This is a genomic window from Caldimonas mangrovi, from assembly GCF_023721835.1.
Lineage (GTDB): Bacteria > Pseudomonadota > Gammaproteobacteria > Burkholderiales > Burkholderiaceae_C > Caldimonas > Caldimonas mangrovi.
Genome location: NZ_JAMKFE010000023.1, coordinates 37,048 through 51,111, shown reverse-complemented (window position 1 = coordinate 51,111; position 14,064 = coordinate 37,048). Strand labels below are relative to the sequence as shown.

Annotated in this window: 11 protein-coding genes and 1 pseudogene; 1 reads left to right on the top strand and 11 read right to left on the bottom strand. The window is 68.1% G+C overall.

What is annotated here, in order from left to right:
* From M8A51_RS24950 to M8A51_RS24925, 6 genes and pseudogenes are all read right to left on the bottom strand, one after another.
* Window positions 1-358: pseudogene (locus tag M8A51_RS24950) on the bottom strand (branched-chain amino acid ABC transporter permease); the annotation flags it as partial.
* A 198-nt stretch (window positions 359-556) separates the two neighbouring features.
* The gene (locus M8A51_RS24945; protein WP_251781338.1) at window positions 557-1,693 is read right to left on the bottom strand and encodes an ABC transporter substrate-binding protein; all 1,137 of its coding nucleotides are present in this window, start codon (window positions 1,691-1,693) and stop codon (window positions 557-559) included.
* Window positions 1,694-1,727: 34 nt separating this feature from the next.
* Window positions 1,728-2,141 carry an acyl-CoA thioesterase gene (locus M8A51_RS24940; RefSeq protein ID WP_251781337.1) on the bottom strand — a complete coding sequence of 138 codons (414 nt, stop codon included), beginning with the start codon at window positions 2,139-2,141 and terminating at the stop codon, window positions 1,728-1,730.
* Window positions 2,138-3,388, bottom strand: coding sequence for a thiolase family protein (locus tag M8A51_RS24935; protein WP_251781336.1), 1,251 nt, complete (start codon window positions 3,386-3,388; stop codon window positions 2,138-2,140). The genes M8A51_RS24940 and M8A51_RS24935 overlap by 4 nt, the downstream gene beginning before the upstream one ends.
* Before the next feature lie 18 nt (window positions 3,389-3,406).
* Entirely contained in the window at window positions 3,407-4,216 is an 810-nt protein-coding gene (locus M8A51_RS24930; RefSeq protein ID WP_407062262.1) for a crotonase/enoyl-CoA hydratase family protein, read from the bottom strand.
* Window positions 4,217-4,235: 19 nt separating this feature from the next.
* Window positions 4,236-6,038, bottom strand: coding sequence for a feruloyl-CoA synthase (locus M8A51_RS24925; RefSeq protein WP_251781334.1), 1,803 nt, complete (start codon window positions 6,036-6,038; stop codon window positions 4,236-4,238).
* A 47-nt stretch (window positions 6,039-6,085) separates the two neighbouring features.
* Here M8A51_RS24925 and M8A51_RS24920 point away from each other — a divergent pair, with 47 nt between their 5' ends.
* Window positions 6,086-6,814 carry a TetR/AcrR family transcriptional regulator gene (locus tag M8A51_RS24920; RefSeq protein WP_251781333.1) on the top strand — a complete coding sequence of 243 codons (729 nt, stop codon included), beginning with the start codon at window positions 6,086-6,088 and terminating at the stop codon, window positions 6,812-6,814.
* Between the two features lie 9 nt (window positions 6,815-6,823).
* Here the strand turns inward: M8A51_RS24920 and M8A51_RS24915 are convergent, their stop codons facing one another.
* From M8A51_RS24915 to boxC, 5 genes are all read right to left on the bottom strand, one after another.
* Window positions 6,824-8,353, bottom strand: coding sequence for a 3-hydroxyacyl-CoA dehydrogenase (locus M8A51_RS24915; RefSeq protein ID WP_251781332.1), 1,530 nt, complete (start codon window positions 8,351-8,353; stop codon window positions 6,824-6,826).
* Complete coding sequence (locus tag M8A51_RS24910; RefSeq protein ID WP_251781331.1) at window positions 8,350-9,135, bottom strand: enoyl-CoA hydratase-related protein; 786 nt, start codon at window positions 9,133-9,135, stop codon at window positions 8,350-8,352. Before M8A51_RS24910 ends, M8A51_RS24915 begins: the two co-directional genes overlap by 4 nt.
* 102 nt (window positions 9,136-9,237) lie before the next feature.
* Window positions 9,238-10,518: a benzoyl-CoA 2,3-epoxidase subunit BoxA gene (gene boxA, locus M8A51_RS24905; RefSeq protein WP_251781330.1), complete on the bottom strand. Its 1,281-nt coding sequence runs from the start codon at window positions 10,516-10,518 to the stop codon at window positions 9,238-9,240.
* A gap of 221 nt (window positions 10,519-10,739) precedes the next feature.
* Window positions 10,740-12,167, bottom strand: coding sequence for a benzoyl-CoA 2,3-epoxidase subunit BoxB (boxB, locus tag M8A51_RS24900; protein ID WP_251781329.1), 1,428 nt, complete (start codon window positions 12,165-12,167; stop codon window positions 10,740-10,742).
* Window positions 12,168-12,261: 94 nt separating this feature from the next.
* A complete protein-coding gene (gene boxC, locus M8A51_RS24895) occupies window positions 12,262-13,920 on the bottom strand; it encodes a 2,3-epoxybenzoyl-CoA dihydrolase (protein WP_251781328.1) in 1,659 nt (552 codons plus the stop codon).
* Window positions 13,921-14,064: the final 144 nt, after the last annotated feature.

Genomic DNA, 14,064 nt, shown 5'->3' with positions numbered 1-14,064 from the left:
GCGGCGGGCGCTGCGGCGCCAGCCAGATCGTCAGCGCCGACACCGCCACCGGCCAGGCCAGCGTGCGCAAGGCCTGCCGCAGCACCGCGCCCACGCCCTGCCCGCCTCGCCAGCCGGCCCACGCGTCAAGCACCGCCACCAGCGCGGCCATCGCCAGCAGGAACCACACGGTGCCGGGCACCTGGCCCAGCTGCAGCAGGCCCACCGTCAGCGCCGCAAACGCCACGTACTCGCCTTGCGGGATGTAGATCACCCGCGTCACCGCGAACAGCAGCACCGTGGCCATCGCCAGCAGCGCGTAGATCGCTCCGTTCGTCACGCCGTCCAGCAGCAGGATGCTTGCAATGGAGATGTCCATGTCCGTCTCGTCTCAATGCGCCCGCCCCCAACCGGCACCCAGCGCAGCCCCGAAATCCGAGTGCCGCCGCGGATCCGGCTCTGCCGGTCCGCTGGTGGCGCCCCTCGAGGGGCGGCCGAAGGCCGTAGGGGTGAGCCCATCCCTGCCGGTCCGCCAGCGGCGCCCCTTGAGGGGCGGGCGAAGCCCGCAGGGGTGGGCTTATCTCTCCAGCCGCCAGTCCCCATTGACCACCTTCATGATCACGCCGGTGTCGGGCCGGAATCCCCAGTGGTCGGTCGGGCTGAAGTCGAGCACGCCATGGCTGACGGCGACGGCCTGCGCGTTCTCGATCGCGTCGCGCAGCGCGGCACGGAACTCCGGCGTGCCCGGTTGCGCCTTCTTCAGCGCGACCGGCACCACCTGTTCCAGCAGCAGGTGGCCGTCATAGGAATGTGCAGCCAGCTGGTTGCGCGTGCCGGCACCGAACATTTTTTCGTAGGCCTGCACGAACTTCAGGCCCTGCGCCTTGGACGGGTGCTCGTCGGACAGCTGCTCGGCCACCACCACCGGCCCCGACGACACGAAGGTGCCCTCCACCGCCTTGCCGCCGACGCGCATCAGGTCACGCGTGGCCGCGGCATGGGTCTGGTAGTACTTGCCCTTGTACCCGCGGTCCACCAGCGCCAATTGCGGCATGGCAGCGCCCGAGCCCGAGGCGACGATGACCATGGCATCCGGGTTGGCGGACGTGAGCTTGAGCGCCTGGGCCGTCACACTGGTGTCGGCACGTGCAAAACGCTCGGTGGCGACCAGCTGGATGCTCGCCTTCTCGAGCCGCGGCTTGAGTTCCTGCAGCCACGATTCGCCGTACGCATCGGTGTAGCCGATGAAACCCACCGTCTTGACGCCGGACTTCTGCATGTGCGCGACGATCGCGTTCGCCATCACGCCGTTGGACTGCGGCAGCCGGAACGTCCAGTGGTCCTTGCCGGCCGGCAGAGGCGCCGGCGACATCGCCAGGTGCGGTGTCTTGGCCTCGGCCGCCACATCGGCCATCGGAATGGCCACCGGCGTCGCGCCGGAGCCCATCAACACGTCGACCTTGTCCTCGGTCACCAGGCGGCGAGCGTTCTGCACCCCCTTGCTCGGGTCGGTGGCGTCGTCCAGGATGACCAGCCGCACTTTCTCGCCCGCAATCGTCTGCGGCCATAGCTTGAAGCCGTTCTGCATCGGGATGCCGAGGCCGGAGGCCGGCCCGGTGAGCGGCAGCACCACGCCGATCGTGAGGTCGGCCAGTGCCGTGCCGGAGGTGGCCACCGCGATGACAGCCAGGCCGGCCTTGAATACAGCTTTCATGGATTGTCTCCTTCGTCTTCGGGTCAGGGAAAGTTCATGCGCACAAGGTGCGGATGTCGTCGGGAACGGGGATCGATCTGAGGCGCCCCTCGGCATCGCGGATGCAAAAGGCACGCGTTTCGCGGCCCTCGCACAGCAGGGTCTCGTTCCGCATCACGCGGTGTCGCTGGATGAAGACTTTGCGGCGCCACTCCTCGATGTCGGTGTGCACCTCCAGGGTCTCGCCGTAAGTGGCCGGCTGCAGGAAGCGGGTGTGGATCTCGAGCAGCGGCGTGCCGATGATCCCGGTCGTCTTGACGAGTTCGCGCCAGGGCGGCACGCCGCACTGCACGAAGAAGTGCAGTGACGCAGCGTCCATCCAGCGCGAGAAGTTCGGAAAGAACACGATGCCGGCTGGGTCGCAGTCGCCGAACTGCACCTGCACCGCGAACGTGGTGGCCCGGCTCATGCGGCCTCCATGTTCTCGAGCAGCAGCGCAATGCCCTGGCCTCCGCCGATGCAAGCGGCGGCGACGCCCCAGCGCGCCTGCGCCTCGCGCAGCTGCCGCGCCACGGTGACGGTCAGCCGCACGCCGGTGGCCGCGAGGGGATGGCCCAGCGCGATCGCACCGCCATGCACGTTCAGGCGTGCTTCGTCGAGCCCCAATTCGCGCTGCACGGCCAGGGTTTGCGCGCCCTGTGCCTCGTTGATCTCGAAGCGCGCGATGTCGTCGAGCCGCAGCCCGGTGCGTTCCAGCAGCAGCCGGATCGCGGGTGCAGGGCCGATGCCCATGACCTCTGGCCGCACGCCCACGACAGCGGCGGCTGCCACGCGCGCCAGCGGCCGCCTGCCCCAGCGCTGCATTGCGGGTGTCGACGCCACCACGGCAGCGGCAGCGGCGTCGGTCAGCGCCGAACTGTTGCCGCCGGTCTGAACGCCACCGGGGTACACCGGCCGCAGCTTGGCCAGCACCTCCACCGACGACGGCCGCGGGTGGGTGTCCGCGGCAACTTCCTCTGTCTTGCCCGACAGGCGTATGCCCCGCGGCCGATAGCCTTCCAGTTCGAAGCGCTCGTCGCGCACCGGAACGATCTCGCCGTCGAACCAGCCGGCCGACTGTGCCCGCACGGCCCGTTCGAACGAACGCGCCGCGTAGCTGTCGACCTCCCCGCGGGTGAGGCCGTAGCTGCGTGCCAGGTTTTCTGCCGTATGGATCATCGAGATGGCAGGAGCCGAGTCGTTCAGCGCCTCCCACATGTAGTCCTTGAACCCGATCGGCGCACCGAGCTTGAAGCCCTGCCGGTGCTCGAAGGCGGCGATCGGGTTGCGCGACATCGATTCGGTGCCGACCACCAGTACCGTCTCGGTCCCACCGGCTTCGATCTGGTGCCCGGCCTGGCGGAACAGCTCGAAACCGGTGCCGCAGATGCGCTGCACCATCAAGGCCGGCGCCTCGAGCGGCACGCCGGCATACAGGCCGATGTGCCGCGGCAGGTAGAACTGGTCGAAGTCGCCGGGCGCCATGCTGCCGGCCAGCACCTGATCGACCTGCGCAGGGGGAATGTCCGTGCGCGCCAGGATCTCGCGCGCCACCTTGATGCCCAGGTCCGTGGGCGACACGCTGGCCAACGCGCCGCAGTAGTCGACCATCGGGGTGCGCACGCCGTCGAGCAGCCAGACCCCCTCGAAGCCGTCGAACATGCCTTTGGATGCCATCTCAGTTCCTGTCCGGTGTCATGCCACGCCCACCTTGGCCGCGCGCTTTTCCAGAAAATCCCGCACGCGCTGTTTGGCGGCGTCGTCGCCTTGCGCAATCGCCGACATCAGCGATTCGACGAACAGCCCGTCGCCCTGGGCCATGTCGGCGATGCGGGGCAAGGCGTGCATCACGGCGAAGTTCGACAGCGGCGCGTTGGTGGCCACCTTGCGGGCCAGCTGCATCGCATGCCGGAGCCCGGCGCCGGCTTCGACGAGGTAGTGAGACAAGCCGGCCGAGTGGCCCTCGTGCGCATCGAGCACACGGCCGGTGAGCATCATGTCGGTCATGGTCGAGACGCCCACCAGGCGCGGAATGCGCGCCGAGCCGCCGCCTCCGACGAAGATGCCGCGCTGCCCCTCGGGAAGCGCGTAGAAAGCCGAGGGTTCGGCGACCCTCAAATGCGCCGACGCTGCCAGTTCCAGCCCGCCGCCGACCACCGCGCCATGCAGCACCGCGATCACCGGCACGCGGCCGAACTGCACCTGCTCGAACGCTGCGTGCCAGCGCCGCGAATGCTCGATGCCTTCGCCGACGTCGCGTTCGTTCAACTCCGACAGGTCGAGCCCGGCACAGAAGTGCTCGCCCTCCCCGCTGACGATCGCCACCCGTGCCTGGGCGGGCAGGTTGACAAACGCGGTATGGATTTGCGCGACGAGTTCATCGTTGATCGCGTTGCGCTTGTCGGGCCGCGCCAGCTGCAGGTGCACGATGGGGCCATCGGCCTGCGCGCGCAGCAGCGGCAATTGAGCCAGCAGGCCGGGCACCGGTTGGAAGTTCATGCGCATTCCTGGAAGAAGTGATGATTCATCGGGCGAGCACGACGCGCGGGTCGGCCCCGCCTGCGTACAGCGCGGCGACGTCGGCGGCACGGCGGGTCAGCACCGCACGCTGGTTCACGTAACCCTTGTCGGTGATCTCGCCGGCATCGGCATCCGGCGCATCGGGCAGCAGCAGCGCCCGTGCCGGCGCCTGTGACGAGCCGCCGCCGTCGGCACGCAGGCTCAGCAGCGCGTCGCGCACGCGGGCTTTGAGCTCTTCGGGCGGCAGTTCGCGCGCGGCGGGCTGCAAGAAGATCAGCACGCCGATCTCGTCGCGGTCGTGCCCGGTGACGACCACGTCCTGCGCCAGCGGCGCCAGCGCCGAGACCACCTTCACGCGCAAGGTGCCCACGGACACCCAGGTGCCGGTCGTGAGCTTGAAGTCCTCGGTCACGCGGCCATTGAAGACGACGCCGCGCTCGGGCCGGTCTGGGTCGACGAGGTAGCCCGCGTCGCCGATCTTGTAGTAGCCCTCGTCGTCGAAGGCCTGCGCGGTGAGGTCCGGGGCGTTGCGATACCCGGGAAACACCGACACGCCTCGCACGCGCAGCTCGAGCTTCTCGCCGTTGGGCACGAACTTCAGCTCCATGCCCGGCAGCGGCAGCCCCAGGCAGCCGGCGCGGTCGAGCTGCCAATGTGCATTGGTGACCGCCGGCGACGTCTCGGTCGAACCCCATGAGGTGGTGAACCACACCGGCTCCCGACGCACCTTGCGCGCGACGGCCTGCAGCCGCTCCCAGGTGGCTTGCGGCAGCGCGGCCCCGGCGTAGAAGAGCATGCGCAGCCCCGAGAAGAAGCCGCGTGCCAGCGCCTCGTCGGACTCCAGGTACGGCAGCAGCATGTCGAAGCCGCGCGGCACGTTGAAGTACAGCGTCGGGCGCACCTCGCGCAGGTTGCGCACTGTCTTGTCGACAAGGCCCGGTGCGGGGCGGCCGTCGTCGATGTAGAGGGTGCCGCCGTGGCGCAACACCAGATTCATGTTGTGGTTGCCGCCGAAGGTGTGGCTCCAGGGCAGCCAGTCGAGCACGACAGGCTTCTCCTGCTCCAGGAAGCGCCACACCTGCGCGATCATCTGCTGGTTGGCGCACAGCATGCGGTGCGTGTTGACGACGACCTTCGGGTGCCCGGTCGACCCGGATGTCAGCAGGTATTTGGCCGGCGTGTCGGGCAGGATGGCCTCGAAGGCGGTGCGCACCTCGTCGCTTTCGATCGTGCGGGTCAGGCTCGAGAACGCCAGGGCGCCGGGGCAGGCTTCGGCGCCGCGGCTGAACACCGCCACCGCGTCGAGCCGTGCGCTGCTCACCGCCGCACCGTAGATGGCCGAGTCCGAGGCATACACCAGCGCGGGGTCGAGCGTGCCCAGGATGCCGTGCACCTTGCTGTAGTCCCTCGTCAGTCGGCAATAGGCGCTCGATACCGTGCAGACCGCGCGGCCGATGTGCATCGTCGCCAACATCAGCAGTGCGTGGTCCATGGCGTTGTCGGACAGCACGACCACGGGCTTGGCCGGCGGCAGCCTGAGTCCCAGCAGACTTTGCGCCACCGAGCCGACCAGGCGGCGCAACGCAGACCAGGTCAGCACGCGCCACTCGCCTTGCTCATCGCGTTCGGCGAGTGCCGGTGCGTCAGGCGTGTGCTCGGCCCAGTGCTCGAGCCATTCGCCGACGCAACGGGCATATGGCCGCAGCGGCTCGGGCGAACGCAGCACGAAGGCGCCGCCATCGAAGTCGATCTTCACGGTGCGCGCCGGCGCCAGCATGCCGGGATCTTCGAAGCATCCTTGGATCATTCCTGTCTCCATACACATACACATGTGTATGGAAAGAAATGCTAGTTATGTTGCCCATGATCTGCATCGGGGTTTGCCCCCGTACACATACATATGTGTATGGTTCCATGCTGGATAATCCCCGGCTTTCCGATGAGGCAGCTCCGATGGCAGATACCGAACGCCTGGCGCCCCTGCGCCGCCGCAAGCAACCCAGTGCCGCGACCGCAGAACAGCCGCGCATCTCGCTCACGCCCGAGCGCTGGATCGAGTGCGCCACCGCACTGCTGGTGGACCATGGCATCGACGCGGTACGGGTGGACGTGGTGGCCAAGACCCTGGGCGTCACCCGCGGCAGCTTCTACTGGCACTTCAAGGACCGCGACGACCTGCTGCTGCACATGCTGGAGACGTGGCGCAATGCCGCCACCGAACAGATCATCCAGCGCTTCGAGAAGGTGCAATCGGATCCGCGCGCGCTGGTGAAGGAGCTGCTGAGCCTGCCGTTCCGCGGCCGGGCTGCCGAGCGGGCCGCACGTATCGAGTTGGCGATTCGCGCCTGGGCGCGCAGTGACCCGATGGCACGTCAGGCACTCGACGACGTGGATTCACGACGCCTGTCATACATCGCACAGTGCTTCTCCGCCCTGGGTTTCGGCATCGCCGAGGCACGTTCGCGGGCCTTCATCCTCTATGGTTACGAGGTCGCGGAATCACTGCTGCATTCGCAAGGCACCGCATCGCAGAAGGCCGATCGCAGCGCGCTGATCGAGCGCTTGTTGCTCGCCTCTCCTTGAGACGGCCCGTCAAGAAGCCCGCGGTCCAACCGTCGCCTGCCACGCCCGTTGGCGCAGCGCAGGGCTGACCCGGTAGCGCTCGCCGCGGTAGCAGGTGTCGAGGTGGTCGAGCAGACGCACGACGTCGTTCGCAGGCCAGTGCTCCAGCCATTCGAACGGGCCGGCCGGGTAGTTGACGCCCAGCTTCATCGCGAGGTCGGCGCCTTCGGGCGTGCACACGCCCTGGTGCGCGGCATCGCACGCTTCGTTGACGAGCATCGCGATCGTGCGCGCCACGACGAGGCCCGGGGCATCCTGCAAGCGCCGAGGCGCGTAGCCGGCCGTGCCCAGCCATTGCGGCACCTGCTCCAGCCAGCCTTCGTTCGACGCTGCACTGCCGCTCCAGGCCAGTGCGCCGCCGCCCTGCAACGGCAGGTCGTACAGCGCCAGGTCCCGCACGCCCTCTTCCACGCTCACCTGCAGGGCTGGCCGACCATCGGTGAGGCGCAATTGCGCCAAGCCGGCCTGCAGGCCGGTCCAGGGGCTGTCGGGCCGATGGGCGCAGACGCAGCCCGCTGCCTGCGCAGCGCGTTGCCACAGCTGTGCACCCGGGCCGCCCCCATGCACGACGAGGTCGGCTGCTTCGGGCCAGGCAACCGTCTGTACGGGCTGCGAGCTGCCGGCTTCCGGCATCGCGGCATCGTGCCGATAGAAGCCGCGTCCCGACTTGCGGCCCAGCAGCCCGCCGTCGACCATCTCGCGCTGTACGAGGGAAGGTGCATAGCGCTTGTCGCCGTGGTTGGCGTGGTAGACCGACTCCGTTACCGAGTAGTTGGTGTCGTGGCCGATCAGGTCCATCAGCTCGCACGGCCCCATCCGGAACCCTGCGCCGCGCAAGCACGCATCCAGCACGGCCGGCGTCGCGGCCTGCTCTTGCAACAGCGCCAGTGCTTCGGCGTAGTACGGCCGCGCGATGCGGTTGACGATGAACCCCGGCGTGGAACGCGCGTGCACCGGGGTCTTGCCCCAGGCGACGGACAGCTCGAAGATGGCCTCGGCCACCGCCGCGTCGGTGTGCAGCCCGGACACCACCTCGACCAGCTTCATCACCGGCACGGGGTTGAAGAAATGCATGCCCACCACCCTGCCGGGCTGCTGCAGGCCACGGGCCAGCGCCGTGATCGAAATGGACGAGGTGTTCGACGCCAGCACGGCATGGGCCGGCACCAGCGCTTCCAGCTCTTGCAGCAGCTCGCGCTTGGCATCCAGGTTCTCGACGATGGCCTCGATCACGAGGCCGGCGTCGCGGGCCTGTTCCAGTGCGCTGACCGGCTCGATGCGCGCCAGCGTGGCGCCTGCCGCTTCCACGCTCAACCGGCCCTTGGCGACCAAGGCCTCAAGACTCGAAGCCAGCTTGCGATGGGCCTCGGTTGCTGCGCCTGCGCGAGCATCATGCAGCCACACGCGATGGCCCGATTGCGCGGCCACCTGGGCGATGCCGGCGCCCATGATGCCGGCCCCCACCACCAGCACCGGCGCGGTTTTCAACGCTGCACTCATGACGACCCCCACGCAGCCGGACGTTTCGCCAGGAACGCCGCAAAACCTTCGCGCGCCTCATCGCTGCCGCGCACGCGTGCGATGGTGCGGGCGGTGAGTTCGCGCACCTCTTCGTTCACGGGGCCCGCCTGCAGCCGGCCGAAAAGCCGCTTGATTTCGCTGAGCGCCTGCGGGCCGTTCTTCAGCAGCTCGTTCACAGTGGCCTGCACCGCCGCATCCAGCCGATCCGACGGCACCACCTGCTGCACCAACCCCAAGGCCAGGGCTTCCTCGGCGCGAATGCGTGCGGCAGTGAGCGCGAGGCGCCGTGCCTGGCGCGGCCCTACCGCATTGACGAGATAAGGCCCGATCACCGCGGGCAGGATGCCGAAGCGCGCCTCGCTGACGGCGAATTGCGCGTCGTCGGCGGCGACCGCGATATCGCAGGCGCATGCCAGCCCGGCACCACCGCCCAGTGCCAGCCCCTGCACTCGCGCTATGGTGGGTTTGGGGCAGGCCGCGATGCACGCCAGCATCGCGGCAAAGCGGCGCGCATCGTCCAGGTTCCACTCGAAGCTCGCCAGAGAGGCACGCTGCATCCACTCCAGGTCGGCCCCCGCACTGAAAGCCTTGCCTTGCCCGGCCAGCACGACGACCCGCACCTCTGGGTCGGCAGACAGCGCATCGAAGGCCTGCGCCAGCTCGGCGATCATGGTCTCGTCGAAAGCGTTGTAGCGTTCCGGCCGGGCCATCTCGACCGTCGCTACGCCCGTCGCCGAGCGAGAAACTTGGAGGGTGTTCATCGAAACATCACCAGTACATGAATCGGACAATCCGAGTGACGCCGCCGATCCGGCGCCGGTCCGCTGGCGTCGCCCCTTGAGGGGCGCGCGAAGCGTGCTGGGCTAGTAGGTCTCCAGGTGCAGCCGCCCTTCGCGCTTGAAGGTCGCGCCCAGCGTTTCCCATGGCAGCCCCGCCTGCAGCGCCACCTCGCGCAGCGCCAGCAACACGCCCTCTTCCATGCTCTTCAGCCCGCAGACATAGACGTAGGTGTCCGGGCTCGCGAGCAGCCCCGCCAGGTCGGCCGCGCGCTCTCGCATCAGGTCCTGCACATAGCGTTTCGGGCTCCCGGGCGTGCGCGAGAAGGCCAGGTTGACGTCGATGAAGTCCTTGGGCAGCTTCATCAACGGGCCGAAATACGGCAGTTCTTGCTGCGTGCGTGCCCCGAAGAACAGCATCAGCTTGCCGCCTTCGAACTTTCCGCCGGCACGCAGGCGCCGCCGCCATTCGGTCATCGCGCGCATCGGTGCGCTGCCGGTGCCGGTGCACACCATCACGATGTTCGAACGGGGGTGGTTGGGCATCAGGAAGCTGGTGCCGAACGGCCCGATCACCTGCACCGTGTCGCCCACCTTCAGGTCGCACAGGTAGTTCGATGCGATGCCCCGCACGGGGCGTCCCTGGTGATCGGCCGTCACGCGCTTCACGGTCAGCGAGACGTTGTTGTAGCCGGCGCGCTCGCCGTTGCGCGGGCTGGCAATCGAGTATTGGCGGGCGTGATGCGGCTTGCCGTGGGCGTCGGCGCCCGGCGGCACGATCGCAATCGACTGCCCCTCCAGCACCGGGAACGGCATGGCGCCGAAGTCCAGCACGATGTGATGGGTCTCGTTCTCGGTGCCGGCCTCGTTGACCTTGAAGTTGCCCGCCACGGTGGCGGTAGTCGGGCTCTTGGGGCCATAGAGATTGGTATACGCATGTGCCGCCGACCACGGCGGCACCGTGGCGCCATACGCAGCGGCGTTCAGCGGCGAATCGCCGGCCGTGTTCGACGCTGGCATCGCGGCAGCGCCCGGCGCCAGCGACACCTCGGCCTGCGCCATGTCCACCCCCGCGGCCGCGAGCTGGTCGTCGCTCAGCTCGGGCGGCAATTCGTCCCAGCCGAGCTGCGCCTCGATCGAATAGGCGAGCGCCTTCGGCATCTGGCGCCAGTTGTCGATCGCACCGGTCGGGCATGGCGGTACGCAAGCCATGCAGCCGTTGCACACGTCCGCCTTCACCACGTAGTTGCGGTCGTCATGCGTGATCGCGCCGATCGGGCACGTGGCCTCGCAGGTGTTGCAGCGGATGCAGATCTCGGGGTCGATCAGGTGCTGCTTGATGATGACCGTCTGCGTCGCCATGTCCATGCTGAATCCTTCAATTCGCGGTCGTCCTACGCGATACGGCAGCGCGTTCTCCAGTGGACACCGCGGATCCGGCTCCGTCGGTCCGCGTGGTGTCGCCCCCTTGCAGGGGGCTGAGCCGGACACGAACAGTCCCTGCGGACTGTTCGTGCCTGGCGAAGAGTCGGACCGTCCCCGGTCCGGCGCGGGCTGCAAGCCGCCGCAGGCCATAGGGATGGTCGCTATCAGCCAAACCGCACGTACTCGAAGTCCACCGGCTGGCGGTTGATGCCCATCACCGGCGGGGCGATCCAGTTGGCGAACTTGCCCGGCTCGACCACGCGCCCCATCAGCGAAGCCACGAAAGCACGGTCGTCGGGCGTCGCCAGCCACTGGTCCTTCTTCGCGTCCCACTCGGCCTGGGAAACAACGCGGCCTTCGGGCGAGACGCGCACGCCGGCTAGCGTGCCGATCTGGCGGTTGAAGGCCTTGTGCGGCACCGTCAGCCTGAACGGGATCCCGGCCTTCTCGATGACCTTGTTCCAGCGCCCCACACCCGCCATCGAGTCCTTGATGTAGTCGTCGCGCAGCACTTCGTTCAAGCCGTTGAGCATGGGCACGTCCTTCTCGGCAAGTTGCCCGTCACGCACCTCCAGCACCTTGTAGGTCTCGCTCTTGAGGCGGTGGTCGTCGGTGCGCTTGCCCTCCTCGTAACGACCTTTCAGCCCAGAGGTGTAGAAGGTCGCTGCGTTGGACGACTCGTCGGCGCCGAACAGGTCGATCGTGACGCTGTAGTGGAAGTTGAGGTAGCGCTGCAGAGTCGGCAGGTCGACCACGCCGGCGGCGCGGATCTTCGCCGGGTCGTCGGTCTTGAGCTGGTTCATCACTTCGCAGGTCCGCTGGATCACGCGCGACACGCCCGACTCGCCCACGAACATGTGGTGTGCCTCCTCGGTCAGCATGAACTTCGTCGTGCGGGCCAGCGGGTCGAAGCCCGACTCGGCCAGCGCCGACAGCTGGAACTTGCCGTCGCGGTCGGTGAAGTACGTGAACATGTAGAAGCTCAGCCAGTCCGGCGTGCGCTCGTTGAAGGCGCCGAGGATGCGCGGGTTGTCGGCGTCGCCGGAGTTGCGCTGCAGCAGCGCGTCGGCTTCCTCGCGGCCGTCGCGGCCGAAGTACTTGTGCAGCAGGTAGACCATGGCCCACAGGTGGCGCCCCTCTTCCACATTGACCTGGAACAGGTTGCGCAAGTCGTACATCGACGGCGCGGTGAGGCCCAGGTGACGCTGCTGCTCGACCGAGGCCGGCTCGGTGTCGCCCTGAGTGACGATGATGCGGCGCAGGTTGGCGCGGTGCTCGCCGGGCACGTCCTGCCACGCGTCTTCGCCGGCGTGATCACCGAAGTGGATCTTGCGGCCTTCCTCCTTCGGGTTGAGGAAGATGCCCCAGCGGTAGTCGGGCATCTTCACGTGACCGAACTGGGCCCAGCCCTGCGGGTCGACACTGGTCGCGGTGCGCAGGTAGACGTCGTACTGATGAGAGCCCTCGGGGCCCATGTCGCCCCACCAGCCCAGGAAGTTGGGCTGCCACTGCTCGAGCGCACGCTGCAGCGTGCGGTCCTCGGCCAGGTTGACGTTGTTGGGAATCTTCTCGCTGTAGTTGATGCCGGTCATTCAGATCTCCGCGGTCGATGCTGTGCTGGTGGGAGGAGGAAGAGAACTCGGTGGCGGCGCGACCCGTCGGGATCCGTGCCGCACAACGTGCCGGTCAGATCCGGTGCAGGTCGAAGGCGGCTTTCTCGCCCTTGCCGTAGACCTTCAGTGCACCCTTGTCGCCCACGGCGTTGGGGCGCTGGAAGATCCAGTTCTGCCAGGCGGTCAGGCGGCCGAAGATCCGCGTCTCCATGGTTTCTTTCTGAGCGAAGCGCAGGTTGGCTTCGAGGCCCGTGAGCGCATCGGGCGACATCGCTGCGCGCTCCTCGATGGCCAGGCGGATCTCGTCGGTCCAGTCGATGTCGTCGGGTGCGGCGGTGACCAGGCCCAGTCCGAGCGCCTGGTCGGCATCCAGCGCCTGGCCGACGGCAGCCCGTGCGGCCCCCAGGGGGCCGGCTTCCTCATAGAAGCGGCGCGCCAGGCGCGACTGGCCGTTGACCATCGGGTAGGTGCCGAAGTTGAGCTCGCTCAACTGCAGGCGCGGCGTGCGGTCGGCATCGTCGGGCAGCGCCAGCATATAGGCCCGGTCGGCCGCGAAGGCCAGTTCGGCCAGCGTGCCGGCGAAACACGACCCCGTCTCGATCAACGCGAACAGGCTGCGCGAGGACACGTCCAGCCGTGCCAGCGTGCGGCGCAACAGGCCGGTCACCTCGCGGACGAACCAGTGGTTCTGGTGCGCCTTCAGCCTCGCATCGCAAGCCAGCACGGCCTGGGCGTCGCCTTCGGTCTTCAACAGCCAGGTGCCGATGTCGGCCTCGTTGGTGCGCATCTCCAGGATGGCGTCGTCCAGCTCGCGCGCCATCTGCATCGGCCACCAGCCGGCGCCGGCGGCTTCGATGCCGGCGATGTCGGCCGGCTGCGCCGCGGCAGGCGACTTGACGGTGAAGGTCGCGGTGCGGCGGTGGCGGTCGATCTGCACATCGACATGCGAATAGCGGATCGCATCGGTCTCGAGGCGGCGTTGCAGCGGGACCAGTGCAACGCCTCGGGCATCGGCAGGACGGTCGCTGCCGGCAGCCAGCTTCTGAGCCCTCTCCTGCACCGCCTGCCCGAACTGGGCCGGCTTCGCGATCGCGTCGACCAGCCGCCAGTCCACCGCGCGCTGGCCGCGCACTCCCTCGTTGGTGGTGCAGAAGATGTCGGCCAGGTCATGGCGCACATGGCGCTTGTCGGTCACGCGCGTCAGGCCGCCGGTGCCGGGCAGCACGCCCAGCAGCGGCACCTCCGGCAGCGACACCGACGACGAGCGGTCGTCGACCAGCACGATGTCGTCGCAGGCCAGGGCCAGCTCGTAGCCGCCGCCGGCGCACGCGCCGTTGAGTGCCGCGACGAACTTCAGCCCGCTGTGGCGGCTGGAGTCCTCGATGCCGTTGCGCGTTTCGTTGGTGAACTTGCAGAAGTTCACCTTCCAGCCGTGGCTCGACAGTCCGAGCATGAAGATGTTGGCGCCCGAGCAGAAGATGCGCTCCTTCAGGCTGGTGACAATGACGGCGCGCACCTCCGGGTGTTCGAAGCGGATGCGGTTCAGCGCGTCGTGCAGCTCGATGTCCACGCCCAGGTCGTAGGAGTTCAGCTTCAGCTTGTAGCCGGGGCGCAGCCCGCCTTCCTCGGCCACGTCCATCGCCAGCGTGGCGACCGCACCGTCGAAGCTCAGCTTCCAGTGCCTGTAGCGGGAAGGATCGGTCTGGTAGTCCACGCGTGTGGTGTCGTTCATCTGAAGGCTCCTGTCGGCGCATGCACCAAACTGCATGCAGTGCTGTGTTGACTGCACAATAGTGCATGTCATGAGCCGCGTCAAGAACACCAAGCTCGGGCAAACCCCAGGAAGTGATGAGGCCCACCGCCCGTCGCAGCGAGA